The organism is Rhizobium sp. BK650 (assembly GCF_014195325.1).
Lineage (GTDB): Bacteria > Pseudomonadota > Alphaproteobacteria > Rhizobiales > Rhizobiaceae > Rhizobium.
The window spans coordinates 148,185-162,790 of record NZ_JACIBK010000013.1; the positions used below are offsets into that span (position 1 = coordinate 148,185).

Genomic DNA, 14,606 nt, shown 5'->3' on the forward strand with positions numbered 1-14,606 from the left:
ATGTCGAGCGGGGCACCGGACTTAAAATGCGACAAGGCCTCTTGAAGGCTAGTCTCGTGGTCGATGAGTCGGACTATGACTCGGCCCAGGCCTTCAAAGAAAACGTCTTAAAAGTTCATCTTGTCTCTAATACTGGTCTTCTTAAAGTTGAAAAACACCGCTAGTCTCGCTCACCAGGGGGAGAGAGCAATGCAGATTTTCGAAAATAATGGTATCGAGGAACAGGAAGCCGACAAATCGGACAATCCTGCCGTTGTTGTCGATGTTGCCGCCAGCTTCACCTACGCATCTTACCAAAATGCCATCCCGGTCATCCGATCAATTCTGATTGAGAATAATACTGCTAGGAACATTGAAAACTGCCGCCTCGATCTGACGTCTTCGCCTTCGTTTCTAAGGCCGAAATCATGGATCATTGATCGTCTGATGCCGAGCGATCGGCTCTCGCTGGTCGATCGAAAGGTCGAATTCGACGCTGGTTATCTCTCGGGCCTAAATGAGGCAGAGCGCGGTGAGATCACGCTACGCCTATCCAGGGGTGGAGAGATTCTGGACGAACGGCGCCTTCCCGTCAGACTGCTTGCGCGGGACGAATGGGGAGGCGTTGCCGATATGGTGCAACTGCTGCCAGCCTTCGTCATGCCGAACGATCCGGGAGTTGCCCAAATCCTCCGGATGGCAGCGGAAAGGCTAGCTGCACACGGTCAGCCAGGAGGATTGGACGGCTATCAGTCGCAGGATCCTAAGCGGGCCTACATGATCACCGCAGCTATCTATTCAGCCGTTGCCGGGATGGGGTTGCACTACGCAGAGCCACCGGCAAGTTTCGAGAGCCGCGGCCAGAAGATTCGGCGTCCCAGCACAATTGCCGAGGAGCGGCTGGCGACCTGCCTTGATACTTCCCTTCTTTTTGCCGCCGGGCTGGAAGCCGCCGGATTACATCCGGTCGTCTTGATGTTCGACGGGCATGCGGCAGTTGGTGTATGGCTGTCCAAGAGAACGTTTGCCCATGCGATCGAGACGGATCATATGGAGGTCCGAAAGGCCCTGGCATCGCGCGAGCTGATAGTGTTTGAAACGACTGGCGTGACGCATCGTCCCGCCATGACCTTGGAAAGTGCACAGCGGGCCCTGGACAGCCGTCTCGGAGAAGGCGAAGCTCACGCATTCGTCGCGGCGATCGATGTCAGGCGATCGAGAAGCGGCGGGGTCATGCCACTCGCCTCACATGAGCCGATCCGGCGCAATGTCCTCGATGATGAAATGTCATCCGTCGCAGATCTGCCACTTCCCTCAGCCCCCAGTTTTGGTGAGTTACCGGCTGATATCATCGAGGTCAAACCGACCACCGCCGCCGGCCGCATCGACCGATGGCAGAAGAAGCTGTTGGATCTCACCCTTCGCAACCGGCTCCTCAACTTTCCAGAATCGAAGAAGACGATTCCATTTCTTTGTACTGACGTTGCCTATCTCGAAGACCGACTCGCGAATGGCGCTGCAGTACGGATCATTTCATTGCCCGAACAGAACCCACTCGGCGAACGGGACGCGGCGCTCTATCGCGACGTGCACGGCCGCGATCTTCAGCGCAATTTTGCTGCCGAAGCTCTACTAAGGGACGAACTGCCGTCACCATTGGACATCCACCAGCTTGAGGCTCGGTTGATCGACCTGTACAGGCAGGTCCGTAATGATTTCGCCGAGGGCGGAGCAAACACACTCTTTCTTGCCGTCGGCTTCCTGCGGTGGAAGAAGAAACCGGAAGATGAGCGCAGCTATCGAGCGCCGCTTTTGTTGGTTCCGGTAAAGCTTGAGCGCCGCAGTGCCAGTTCGCGCTTCACGATCCGCTTTCATGAGGATGAGCCGCGCTTCAATGCGACCCTATTGCAATTCCTGGAACGGGATTTTGACCTGACGCTTCCTCAGTTCGGCGGCGATCTGCCGCTCGATGACAATGGGGTGGATGTCCCACGTCTTCTCGCGATGATGCGGCAGGCGGTCCGTGATGTGCCTGGTATGGAGGTTGTGGACGAGACAGCATTGTCGACCTTCTCCTTCGCGAAATTCCTCATGTGGAAGGATCTCGTCGAACGCACCGAGGCGCTTCGCGAGAACCGCGTGGTCCGCCATCTGATCGATACGCCGGAGGACGCCTTCCAAGAAGGCGGCGGGCAATCGGCGTTCCGCGATGAGCGTGAGCTCGATCTTGCTTACGCGCCAGCGGACATCATTTGCCTTCTTCCGTCAGATTCATCCCAGACAGCGGCAAGCCTGGCGGCCGCTGAGGGCCGAGATTTCGTCATTGTCGGTCCTCCCGGTACTGGCAAGAGCCAGACTATCGCAAACATGATCGCGAACTGCCTTGCGGTGGGAAAAACGGTCCTGTTCGTCGCTGAAAAGACGGCTGCGCTCGACGTTGTTTATCGTCGGTTACGCACGCATGGCCTCGGAGATCACTGTATCGAATTGCACTCGCACAAGGCTGATCGCCGACATTTCCTTGGACAGCTCAAGGCAGCTTGGGAGTATGGCGGCCGGACAGATGCGTCGGAGTGGGTGGCGATCAACGAGCGACTTCGATTGCGCCGCGACGAGCTCAATGCCTACGTCGAGGCTTTGCACAATCGTTACCCAAACGGATGGACGCCTTATCTGGCATTGGGCATCGCTCTCAAGGCTGTCGACGCTCCGGCACCAGCCTTGTCATGGTTGGAACGGGACGCTCATGACGCGCAGACACTATGCGAGCTTGAAGACCTTGCGGGCGAACTCGGCCTGGTCTTCGCATCGGTCGAGCGGCAGCCGGCACTGGACCTTGTGAGGGTTGGCGAATGGACTTCCGCCTGGCAGGATGGGTTGTTAGCGTCCGCACAATCCTTGCAGAATGCGATCGATCTGTTGGCCAGCTCAATCGACGGGTATCTCGCGAGCATGGGCCTGAAGCCGCGGGAACGGTCCTCACAAGCCGAACTCCAAGCACTGGAAGGTCTAGCGCGAGCACTGCAGAAATGCCGAGGTCGCGACATCACGATCGTATTCGATCGGGACTTCGCGCGATGTGCCGAGGCGCTGGAAAGTCTTCGAAATTCTATCGAGGCCTATCGCGAAGCAGAGCGCGGACTCGCAGCATCTTATGGAGCCTCCGCCATTCGAGACCTTGATCCGGACGTGCTAGATCGCCAATGGCGAGAGGCGAACGCTTCGTTTTGGCCAAACGCGATGCTTGCCAAGCGCAAGATTCAAAAGCTGCTGCAAAGCTATGCCGATAAAGGTACTGCGGAACCGGAGCGGGATCTCCCACTATTGCGCCGCATGAAGGATTGCCTGGCGGCGATCGACCAGAACCTGTTGAACGGAAAACCCTTGCCGGTACACGGCCTGGGTACAGATGTCGGAGTGGTTACCCAAACTCTGGAACTGGCGCGAGAGTTTCGTGCCACCATGCCGCTTCCGGGACGTGATCAGGAGGAGATACGGTCGGCGCTCCGCATCATCGCGCCATGTCTCCACGCAGTGGTTGAAAACGATGGCGTCCGGCAAGCGGGAGACAGGCTTCTTGCCGCAGTCGAAGGCTTTAAGGAAGCGCGACAGCGCTTCAGCACGATTGCGGGGTGGGATCGCTCTATTGAGAAAGACGTGGTCGACCCTACGACGCTTAGGGAGAAGCTTGATGCTCTCATCGGTGCACGACATCTGCTTCGCGATTGGTCCGCCTGGTGCCGGATCAGAAGCCGCGCAATGCACGCGAACCTGTCCTCTCTGGTCGAACAGATTGAGAATGGGGTGATCCGGCCCGATGAAGCGCGAGCTGCGTTTCGCCTCGGTTACGCGAGGTGGTGGCTTCCTAAGGTTCTGGACGCAGACCGTGTTCTGCGGAGTTTCCGCCGTTTCCAGCACGAAAACGCAATCCGTGAATTTCGTGAAATCGATGATCTCGTTCGATCACACGCTACTTCACGTGTCGTCAGTGTGATTGCCCACGGATTACCGCCCGTTCAGAGCGTTCCACGGAATTCGGAACTCGGCCTCTTGCGCTACCAGATGGAGTTGCAACGGCCGAGCCAGTCGATACGAGACATGATCGGCAAGATGCCGCAGAACTTTTCAAAGCTTGCGCCCTGCATGCTTATGTCGCCGCTCTCCATTGCTCAGTATCTCCCACCGAACCAAGCGTTGTTTGACGTTGTGATCTTCGATGAGGCGTCGCAGATAACAACCTGGGACGCTGTTGGCGCCATCGCGCGGGCTCGCCAGACTATTATTGTCGGGGATCCGAAGCAGTTGCCGCCGACGAACTTCTTCGGGCGCAACGAGGACGAGGAGGACGTCGCCGACCATGAGAAGGATCTGGAGAGCATTCTTGACGAGGTGAAGGCAGCTGGCATTCCAGTCCGCGATTTGCGATGGCATTATCGCAGCCGAAGCGAGTCTCTGATCGCTTTCTCAAACCATCACTACTACCAGAACCGTCTGGTAACGTTTCCGTCGCCTGCCGTTGAAGACCGCGCCGTACATCTACGCAAGGTACCTAACGGCATTTACGACCGTGGGAAGAGCAGAACCAACCGGATCGAAGCAGAGGCAGTCGCAAAAGAAGCCGTTTCCCGAATGAAGGCGTGGCTGAAATTGCCTGAAAAAGATCGCCCGACGCTTGGGATAATCACCTTCAACGCGCAGCAGCAGTCGCTGATCCTCGATCTCCTCGATTCCGCGCGCCGAGACGATCCGGAGCTCGAGTGGTTCTTTGTCGAGGAACGGGTCGAGCCCACGATCGTCAAGAACCTGGAGAACGTGCAGGGCGACGAGCGAGACGTCATCCTGTTTTCGATCACGTTCTGGAAGGACGCCGCTGGCAAGCTCACGATGGATTTCGGCGCGCTCAACCGGGACGGTGGCGAGCGCCGCCTCAATGTTGCTGTGACACGTGCGCGGCAGGAACTCATCGTCTTCTCCGGCTTCACGGCTGACCAGATCGACCCGACCCGCACAAAGGCACTCGCCGTACAACATCTGAAGACATTCCTCGACTATGCCGACCGTGGCGCGATTGCCCTGCCGGCCCAGGATATCGGTTCTGTCGGCGGTTTCGACTCCCCCTTCGAGGAGGCCGTCGCTGCGCAATTGGAGCGCCACGGCTGGCGGGTCGTGCCGCAGGTTGGGATTTCCGGATTTCGGATCGATTTCGGTATCCGCCATCCCGATTTGGCTGGTAGCTATCTGGCGGGCGTGGAGTGCGATGGCGCCACTTACCACGGATCGGCCACCGCCAGAGACCGCGACAAGGTCCGTGAACAGGTGTTGAGAGGTCTTGGCTGGAACATATTGCGAGTCTGGTCGACCGATTGGTGGTTCGATGCGGCAGGCTGCGCCGAGCGACTCCATGCCAGCCTCGAAGCCCTCCTGGAGGAGAGCAGGGCGCGCCGTGCTACGGAAACGGAGGACACCGCGACCCGTTGGAACATGGGGCACGAGGTGGAGGGGATTGACGAAATTCATGACGACGAAGCTGCCCCTCCTGTCGAGCAGGCTATTTTGCCTCCAGCGATCGTCGAGACCGAACTCGTCTCTGCGGAGACGCCGCCCTCTTCAAGCATGTTTGAATCGGTGGGAACGCAACCACCTGCCGCTTCGGTCGGCGACGAAGCATCGGATGGACAGCGATATCGTGTCACCGATCTGTCCAGCTTCCGAGCCAATCCCGATCAGTTCTTCGAATTCGGCTATAGAGATACCCTGCGAGGTATGATCGAAGCGGTCATCGAAACCGAAAGCCCGGTACGCACAGACATACTAGCCCAGCGCATTTCGCGAGCGCACGGCTGGTTGCGTACCGGTGGACGAATCCGAGAGAGGATCGACCTTCATCTCCGCGGTCTCCACACGACCAGGGAATCGAGCGGCGAGTTCGTCTGGAAGGTGGGAACCGTTTCCGAAATTATTCCATACCGGCAACCAGCCAGCGAGGATGCACGCAGATCGATCGCCGATATCCCGCTTGCGGAACTCGCTTTTGTGGTACTCGACAATCCCGATCTATTGGACCAATTAGATCCCGCGCGAGATCTGGCTCGGCTGCTTGGTGTCGAACGCCTTGCCGCTGTTTCCCGTGCACGGCTTGACGAAGCGATTGCGAGAGCGCGGCAGCATATTTCAACCCCCCATTCATTCGAGTAGCCATGTTCCGATTTATCCATTCAAGCGACCTGCATCTTGGCAAGCGCTTCGGCAATTTCTCGGGCGACTTGCCCAGTCGATTGCGCGAAGCAAGACACGCAGTCATCGCGCGGCTCGCTCAGCACGCCCGCGAACAAGGCGCCACCACTATTCTGCTCGCGGGCGACACATTCGACACCGAAACGCCTGCGTCGGATGTGCGAAGACAGGCTCTCGCCGAGATGCAGAGCCACGCCCCGATCCAATGGATAATTTTGCCCGGCAACCACGATTCGCTGCAGGCAACGCAGCTTTGGACGACGCTAAATGTAGAAGTGCCGGAAAATGTCGTGCTCGCGGTCGAGCCTCGGCCGGTCGAGTTGGCGAGGGACGTTGTTCTATTGCCGGCCCCTTGCACCACACGCCGTCCTGGCCGGGATTTGACTGAATGGATGGATGGCGAAGCAACGCCAGAGGGAGCGCTTCGCATCGGGCTTGCCCATGGCGCAATTCAGAGTTTCTCAGAGGAGGCAACCGCCTCGGATGTTATTGCGGTGGACCGGGCACGGCGAGCCGGCCTTGACTATCTGGCGCTTGGCGATTGGCACGGCGCGGTCGAGGTCGATCAGCGAACCCATTACTGTGGTACGCCGGAACCCGACCGTTTCAAACACCAACGTCCAGGCACCGCGTTGCTTGTCAGCATTGCCGGCCCCTCCGCCCAGCCCGAGGTAACGCCGTTGTCGACGGAAAGCTTTGCCTGGCGCAGGCTGGATCTTCACCTTCTCGAAGGGGACGATCCCGTCTCGGCCTTAGAAACGCTCCTGCCGGATTCCAAGCATCGAAGGATGACACTCGCACGCGTGGTGGCGACGGGCCGCAGTCGTCTGGCGGCGCGGGCGGCGTTGGCGGGTGCGGCCGAGAGACTGTTGCCGGATTTCGCATTCCTCGAGTTGGATGACATGGGTATTGTGACGGAGTGCGAAGTCGAAGACCTTGACCAAATAGATCGCGGAGGCGCGCTTCGCGAGGCAGCGAATGCGTTACGTGCCGAGGCCGACGACGAGAGTCGCGCATCGTCAGAACGTGATATCGCACGGGCGGCGCTGGTACGCCTTTATTCTTATGCCCAGGCGATCACACCATGAAAATTTCGGCACTACGCTTATTCAACGTGAAGCGGTTTGCCAATCGTGGTGTTGCCATTGATGGTATTGGCGATGGCGTTAACGTCCTTTGCGCTGCCAACGAGTTTGGCAAGTCGACGAGCTTTGAAGCGCTGCACGCACTCTTTTTTCAACCACATTCTGGCACTCCCGCCGATGTTCAAAGATTGCGGCCCTACAGCGGTGGAAATCCACTGCTCGAAGCCGATATCTCCACGGCGGAAGGCCGCTTTCGGATTACCAAGCAATACTATGGCGGCCGATCCGCACGCGTTACCGATCTTGGGACCGGTCGGCTATTGGCCCAGGCAGACGAGGCCGAAAACTTTATTGCTAGTCTAATCAGAGGGGGTACCGCCGGGCCAGCCGGTCTCCTTTGGGTGCGCCAGGGAATTACAGGTATCGAAAAGCGAACCCGCTCAGAAGAAGATGGTGAAAAGCAGGTCCGACAGAGCTTGCTCGAATCCGTGCAGGGCGAGGTTGAGGCGGTTACTGGTGGGCGCCGGATGGCTGAGATCATGGCCGCCGCGAGAGATGCACTTTTGGAGATGGTCACCCCCACCGGGAGACCGAAGAATGGTGGACGCTACGCCGCCGCGATCGAAGAGTGCGAAAAACTCGCTGCGGACGAGCAGAGGCTTGCAAACGAAGTCACGATTCTACGAGAGGCGTTGAACAAGCGGGCGAACGCAGCAAAGCGGCTTGCCGAGCTCGACAGTGCCGAAGATAGGGCAGAGCGGCGAAAAGCAATCGAGAAGGCACAGGCTGGTTTTGACGCTGCGAAGGCGCACAGGGAGAAGTTGAAGACGGCTGAAGCGGAACTAAAACTCGTTCGAGAACGACGGAACAATGCCGAGCGGGAGCTTGAGGCGTTGTTAGCAGCCCTTGAAAAGGCAAAGGCACTGCGGGAGAGGCTATTTGCAGCCGAGGGGCGCCGTGCCGATACCGTGAGCAAACGCCGCGAGGCCGCGAAGGCCATCGAAAGGATTCGTGAGGACGTCGAGACTGCTGAGGCGGAGGAGCAGGAGGCACGGGATCGACTTGTTCGGTTGGACGCTGCATTGAGGTCGCGTGAGGCAGCGGAACGCTTAACGCAATTGAAGGAACAACTGGCCAAGTCGGAGGTGGTCCGTCAGGCTCTCGAAGAGGGCGAAGCGCAACTTTCACTTCTGAAGATACCTCCTAATGCCATCGATGAGCTTCACATCCTGGAAGTCGAAATTGCGAAGCTCCGCGCCGTTCATGAGGCCGCTCGTCCTTCACTTGCGATGAACTACAGTAAGGATGCGACAGGCCTTGTGACCATGAACGGTACACCCTTGACCGACGGGGAAGAGCGCACCTACGATGGTCAAGCGCAGCTTGAAGTGCCAGGATTTGGAACGATTACAGTTCGCTCAAACCATCAGGCTGGGAGCGACAAACGCCTGGAGCAGGCCGAAGCGAATCGGCGCACCCTCCTTGCATCAATGGGTGTCGACAGCCTGGCTACGGCACGGGCGCGGCAGGTCAGCGCACAGCAGGTTGACGCCGACCTGCGTGAGCTGCGGGCTCGGCTTTCGCTTCTCGCGCCGGAGGGACTCTCCAAGCTTCGAGAGGATGTTGCCGCGGATGAGTTGATCAGCGCCGAGGCCGTCGAATTGAAAGAGGATCCCACCTTGGTCCGGGCGGCTCTTGTCGAAGCCGAAGAGCGGCGGAAGAAGACGCGACAGGCCCTGCGGGAGGTAGAGCCTCGACAGGCACGAGCCGACGAAGCCTTCGTGGCAGCGGAGACGGCGTTGGCCTCGCTGATCGCCGAACAGGCCCAGGTCGAAGCAATCCTGGGTCCAGAAGAAGCTCGGGTTGGACGCACGCAGGCTTTATCGAATACATTGGCTGACCTCGACGTGGCGCTCTTCACGTCCGAAACGCATTTTGAGAAGCTCGGCTCTGCCGCAGTCGATCTGGACTCGGTCGAGGCCGCATTGAAGCGCGCTTTTTCAGTCGAGCAGGCAACTGATAAGGAGATCAACGCGCTACGCGAGATCATGGCCGGCCTGAACGCCGAGATCCGTGCGCAGTCAGACGAGGCGGTGGAAGAGAAATGGCGTGAGGCCGCCGAGGCTTATTCTGCCGCGAAGGCGCGTGTCGAGGCGTTTGATAAGGAAGTAGCTGTCCTGCAGCGTTTGACCATAGCATTGGAGACTGCCCGGTCTGAAGCCCGCGAACTTTATCTCAAGCCCGTCATGGCAGAGCTGGGGCCACTTCTAAGACTGCTCTTCGACGACGTTTCGATTACCTTCGACGAGAAGACGCTTCTGCCGCAGACGATTCTGCGCAACGGACAGGAGGAGGAGGTCGACCGCCTAAGCGGCGGTATGCGGGAGCAGCTGTCAGTGCTAACACGGCTGGCCTTTGCGAGGCTGCTTGCGCGCGACGGGCGGCCGGCGCCGGTCATCCTGGACGACGCACTCGTCTATTCGGATGACGATCGCATTGAGAAGATGTTTGACGCACTCCATCGACAGTCGAGAGATCAGCAGATCATCGTTTTTTCCTGTCGCCAACGGGCTTTTCAGAAGCTCGGGGGAAACATACTCCACATGTCAGAGTGGCAGCCGAGCCTTTGATCAGCAGCTCTGATTTATGGAATAAAATCAATGCTTCGTTTACGATTCGTTTTGTTACTCGTTTGATGTATTTTGCTTATCCGCACTTTCCGGCCTCGGGCGCTTCTGGTTCGAATCCCATCAAGAGCACCAGGTAGGCCACGGCGTCGCTGATGATCCGCCTCGCCGTGAAGCCGAGAATACCGCTCAAGTAAGCAATATCTTTCGTCGCGCCGCCCGCATCCGTTCGCTCTCAGTCGGGCATCCACTCGAACACGTTCTTCCCGATGTCCTCGTTAGCAAGGGGCCAGGCGGCGAGCACGTCAGCTTTGGTGATCTTCGCCGCCGCTAGCGGGAACGTGCGGTGCAGTCTCGCGAACATCGCATCGACTGTTCCCAATTGATACCAGCTAAGATCCCATCGCCAAACGCCGTGGGGCGTCGAGGTGAACAACTGACTGCCATCGCCGCTGAAGCTTACCGCTTGGACGTGATCGATTGCGGAGTCGTGCCGCATGGGTTCGCCGAGTGGCCGGCCGGTGTAAGCATCCCATATGCGCGCGGTCCCGTCGTCGCCGCCGGTGGCGACGAGGCGCCCGTCCGGACTGAAGCGCGCGCAGTAGACCCCGCGCAAGCCGTGGCTGGGTGTCGCCGCGATTGGCTTGCCTGTCGATGCTCGCCACAGACGGACGGTGCCGTCCTTCGACGAAGTGACGATACGGTCTCCGCCGGGGTCGAAGCAGGCCGATAGGATCGCTTCCAGATGCACCAGTGGCTCGCCGATCCGCTTGCCATTAGCCGTGTCCCACACCTGTGCCACGGACGCACAGGTGGTGACCAAACGCGTCCCATCCGGGCTGAAGGCCACTGACGAGACATTTCCAGCGTGTGCCATAGGAGCGGTCAAAGGCTGTGACGTGGCGACGTCCCATATGCGCGCGGCCCCGGGCGCATGCTCCCATTCGCCGGGAACTTCGACGTCGCAGCGAAAGACGCGGCCCCTCCTGGCGTCCATCGAAGCCGTCGCCAACCGCCCGCCGTCTTCGCTAAAGGCGACGGCGTTGACACCCCATGCGTGCTGCAGCGGCAAGCCGAGCGGCGCGCCGCTTGCGCTATCCCAGATTCGCGCCGTTCCGTCCCACGAAGCCGTCGCGAGATATCGTCCGTCGGGGCTGAACACCACTTGTGCGATGCGCGCTTCATGCACCATGGCCGCGCCTCTGCGTTCACTGCTCTGCAAATCCCAAATCTCGGCGACGCTGTGCGGCAGCAGCGCTATCGCGCCGGACCGCGCGGTTCGGTAACGGTAACGGCCCGATGCCGTCCCCTCGGCGCCGTCCGCGACCGTAACAATGCCTTCGGAGGAGGAGATGAAAACTACCGAGCGAGTACGCCCCTCGGGCTTAAACGGAGGTGCGGACGGTGCGTTAGCTTCTGCATCCCAGAAGCGCACCGTGCCATCGAGATCCACCGCCGCCACGCGGCCCGCCGCGTCGATCGCCGTCAACAGAAATCTGTCTGAAGCCCGCCCACTACGGATCGTCGTGAGCGGTCGTATGGCCTGCCAGACGAGGCTTCTCTTCGCGGAGACCGAAAGGACCCGGCGTCCGTCGGCCGAGAAGACTACCTGATCGACCGTCTCGCCATGCAGCATTGCCGGGCCGAGCTTCTCCCCCGTCGCCGCCGACCAGATCCGCGCCATGCCATCTTGCGATGCTGTTACGACGCGCTTGCCGTCTGGACTGAAGTGGGGGGACTTTACAGGGCCGAAGTGATCGAGCCTGAGCTCCCTTTTCTCCATTGGCTTCGACTCAAGGTTCATCGCCAGGATGATAGCCGCGGTCCGTTCCTCAGCCGCATCGATCTCCCAGATACGCGCCGTGCCATCATCGCAGGCGGTGACCACCTTTCTGCCACTAGGGGAGAACGCGGCCGACCAGATCGCCTTGCCATGCCGCAAAGCGTCGCCGATCTGCTGCCCGCTTTGTGCGTCCCAGATCTTCGCTTCGCCGTCCCAAGCGGTGGTTACGACGCATCGTCCGTCCGGACTGAACGCAGCGGAGGTGATGCTCTCCGAATGCGCGAAGGGCGCGCCCAATGCTATCGTCCGCCCGGTTGCGAGATCGCTGACATGGGCCATGCCCATAACCCATCCTGTGCAGGTCAGGATGACACGTTCGGGCCGCTCGTCGAAGCTTGCCGCGATCTGCCACTCCAGTCTTTCCTTGCCGGTATCCTGCGGTGGTTCGAATGTCAGCGGTCCCAGAACGCTTTCGTGCGTCTCAAGGCTCCAGACGCAGAGCGTCAGCTTTCCCGAAACCGCGACAATACTCTGGCCGTCCGCGGATATCTTTGCCCAGGTTATGTCCTGGTGGACGAGGGCTTCACCGATCGGTTCGCCAGTAATTGCGTCAGCGATCATGACCTCGCGGTTATTCCAAGTGAGGATGAGCCGTCCGTCCGGAGAGAATCCGCCTCCACCCGACCCCTCCGACCAGGCATTCTGCGCGACGAGTGGGTTCCCGTCGACCGCCCGAAGCAGTGCGGCTTGCGCTTGAGCCGGCGCATAGTCGCGCCCCGCGGCCAGGCACGCCATCACGCCGCGGCGGACGGCGGCGACGAAATTCGCGGGCGTGGGACCGTCCGCCTCGCAGGCCCGCTCCGCCGCGGCGGCGAGGGCAAGCGCACGGTCGATCCCGACGCGGCCATAGTTCCGGCAGAGCCACAATCGGTCGTGAAGCTTTGCGCCGCTGAAATAGATATGCTGCGGCCGATCCCCATCATAAGACTGTTCGACGACAGGCTTAAGGTCGTGAATATAAAGATGATCCGATCCGTTGGCCGGCAGGCCGGAGCGCATGGCGTTCACGAGTGCCTTCGTGAAAAGGCAATCATAGGTCACGCGTTCCTTATCGGTAGACGTGAAGACCTCGAAGGCGAGCTTGCCTTTCAATTGGTTGATCCACCTATCGGCGGCCCTCGGCGCACTTCCGCCCGAATAACAGGAGTCGAGAAGCAGGATCAGGCTCGCCAAAGGCCGTTGTTTTTGGCCCAACAGGACGTCCTTGATGCGGCCCACGAGATCGAAGTAGTCCTCGGTGGGGGAAGCAAAACTGGCATCGCGCGGCTGAAGGTAGAAATCATCCTCCACGGCATGACCGTGGCCGAGCCAAGCCAGGATCAGCGTCTCGCCGTTCCTGGCACAGATATCTAGCGCCGCCTTGATCGTTTTACGGGCCATCTTGATAGTCGGATCGTCGAGGTAGCCGGCCCTTGCAAGTCCATCCAGGTGCAGAGGAGTGCAGCCGCCGCGCTCGGCATCGGTCAGCACGTCAAACAGCGCCGCCGCCGCATCAGGCACCTTCGTGAGCTGTTGGTCGGTGCCCGCGCAGTGCGCCGCCACAACGAGCAGGCGGCGTGCGGCCGGCGCGGTCATGCGAGCACCGCGCCCATCGCCTCTCCGACCTCTTGCTTGACAAGGTAGTGCTCAGCGCTGTGCGGATCATCCTCGTTGTCGACGGCCCAATTGTCGAAACGGGCCTCGCCGGGCATCGCCCCGCAAAACAGCGGCGCAAGGTTCGGCACTGCGGCGACAAGGTCGTTCCTGTCGGCAACGTTCACCCACTGGAGGACCTGTCTTGGGAAGCTTGGGGGCGGCCGCAGCCTGTCGAACACGATCGAAGGCAGGCCCAGCGGCGAGCCGAGCGTCAGCAGCAAGAGAAGCGGGCGGTCGAGGCGGTGGGCCGCTTCATAGGCCGCGACCGAGCCGAGCGAGTGCCCGATGATGACGCGCGTATCGGCGGTGACCAACTTTGCGACGCGTTGCTGCACAGTCTCGCGAATCAGATCGTCGGTGAGATACTTGGTCACCTGCCGGAGAGTCTGGTTCACGAACAGGCTCACGAAGGCAAACCCCACGTGGGCAACGCCGGGCACCCGGCAGAGCGCCGTCACCGCGCTGCGGCCCAACGCGCGGGCTCCCATCTGCTCCTGTCCAGGGGCAGGGCCGGCAAGATCGATCAACTCGTCGCGGGCGTCGCTCCTGGTATTGAAGTCCTTTGCCTGCTCCGCTGCATTTTGCAGCCAGTTCAGTGCGATCGCCTCGCTAAGGGCTTCCTGCTCGGCGCTAAGGGGCTCGTCATCGCCTTCGCCCATTTTCTCTCCCGGCCTGCCGAACAGATCGCCATAATAGGCCATTCGCGCGTCGATGCGCCCAGCCACGCCGATTGGCTTGCGCAGCCGATCAGCGATCGCCTGGAAGCCAGCGATCTCCAGCCCACCGGCCAAGGCCAGGACCCAGTCGTTTTCCGCTTTCGGTCCTGCCGTCTGCTGATTTGCGATGCCGTGAATGAAGACTACCTCGGACATCTTCCCCTCGCTGTCGTGCCGCCGGTATCTATCGCCTAAGATAATAGCGTCGCGCGTAATCATTGGCACTTATTTTCAACGCAGTTGCGTCCGAAATACAGGGCGCGTTTTACGAGATGCGTTCCGGGATGATCCAAATTACTTCTTGCACTTCGATCTGAGTCCGGCCCCAATTGCATTGGATAGTCTGAAACGAAAGCGGCTTTCGGAAGAACAGATCATTGCCGTCATGCACGAGATACAAATGTCGTGACAGCAGCCATTGGTGTTTGCCAGCCGTTCGAGCGGCTCACGATCGCTTCTGCGGGCTCCCGAGCAGGACAACTCCGGC

General features: G+C 59.9%; 5 protein-coding genes. 3 read left to right on the top strand and 2 right to left on the bottom strand.

The features are described from left to right. Window positions 1–189: 189 nt before the first annotated feature. From FHX15_RS25790 to FHX15_RS25800, 3 genes are read left to right on the top strand one after another with little or no spacing between them, the layout of a single operon-like run. Window positions 190–6,174, top strand: a complete 5,985-nt coding sequence (locus tag FHX15_RS25790) for a DUF3320 domain-containing protein (protein ID WP_184401209.1) — start codon at window positions 190–192, stop codon at window positions 6,172–6,174. A gap of 2 nt (window positions 6,175–6,176) precedes the next feature. After that, entirely contained in the window at window positions 6,177–7,301 is a 1,125-nt protein-coding gene (locus FHX15_RS25795) for an exonuclease SbcCD subunit D (protein ID WP_184401210.1), read from the top strand. Then, window positions 7,298–9,928: an AAA family ATPase gene (locus tag FHX15_RS25800; RefSeq protein WP_184401211.1), complete on the top strand. Its 2,631-nt coding sequence runs from the start codon at window positions 7,298–7,300 to the stop codon at window positions 9,926–9,928. Before FHX15_RS25795 ends, FHX15_RS25800 begins: the two co-directional genes overlap by 4 nt. 232 nt (window positions 9,929–10,160) lie before the next feature. Here FHX15_RS25800 and FHX15_RS25805 read toward each other — a convergent pair whose 3' ends face one another. Both FHX15_RS25805 and FHX15_RS25810 read right to left on the bottom strand, forming a co-directional pair. After that, window positions 10,161–13,343: a WD40 repeat domain-containing protein gene (locus FHX15_RS25805; RefSeq protein WP_184401212.1), complete on the bottom strand. Its 3,183-nt coding sequence runs from the start codon at window positions 13,341–13,343 to the stop codon at window positions 10,161–10,163. Beyond that, window positions 13,340–14,275 carry a hypothetical protein gene (locus FHX15_RS25810; protein ID WP_184401213.1) on the bottom strand — a complete coding sequence of 312 codons (936 nt, stop codon included), beginning with the start codon at window positions 14,273–14,275 and terminating at the stop codon, window positions 13,340–13,342. Before FHX15_RS25810 ends, FHX15_RS25805 begins: the two co-directional genes overlap by 4 nt. Window positions 14,276–14,606: the final 331 nt, after the last annotated feature.

Excerpts from the sequence above, each read along its gene's own strand:
- FHX15_RS25800 (WP_184401211.1), top strand. The coding sequence starts at position 7,298 with ATGAAAATTTCGGCACTACGCTTATTCAACGTGAAGCGGTTTGCCAAT.
- FHX15_RS25810 (WP_184401213.1), bottom strand. The coding sequence starts at position 14,275 with ATGTCCGAGGTAGTCTTCATTCACGGCATCGCAAATCAGCAGACGGCA.
- FHX15_RS25795 (WP_184401210.1), top strand. The coding sequence starts at position 6,177 with ATGTTCCGATTTATCCATTCAAGCGACCTGCATCTTGGCAAGCGCTTC.
- FHX15_RS25805 (WP_184401212.1), bottom strand. The coding sequence starts at position 13,343 with ATGACCGCGCCGGCCGCACGCCGCCTGCTCGTTGTGGCGGCGCACTGC.
- FHX15_RS25790 (WP_184401209.1), top strand. The coding sequence starts at position 190 with ATGCAGATTTTCGAAAATAATGGTATCGAGGAACAGGAAGCCGACAAA.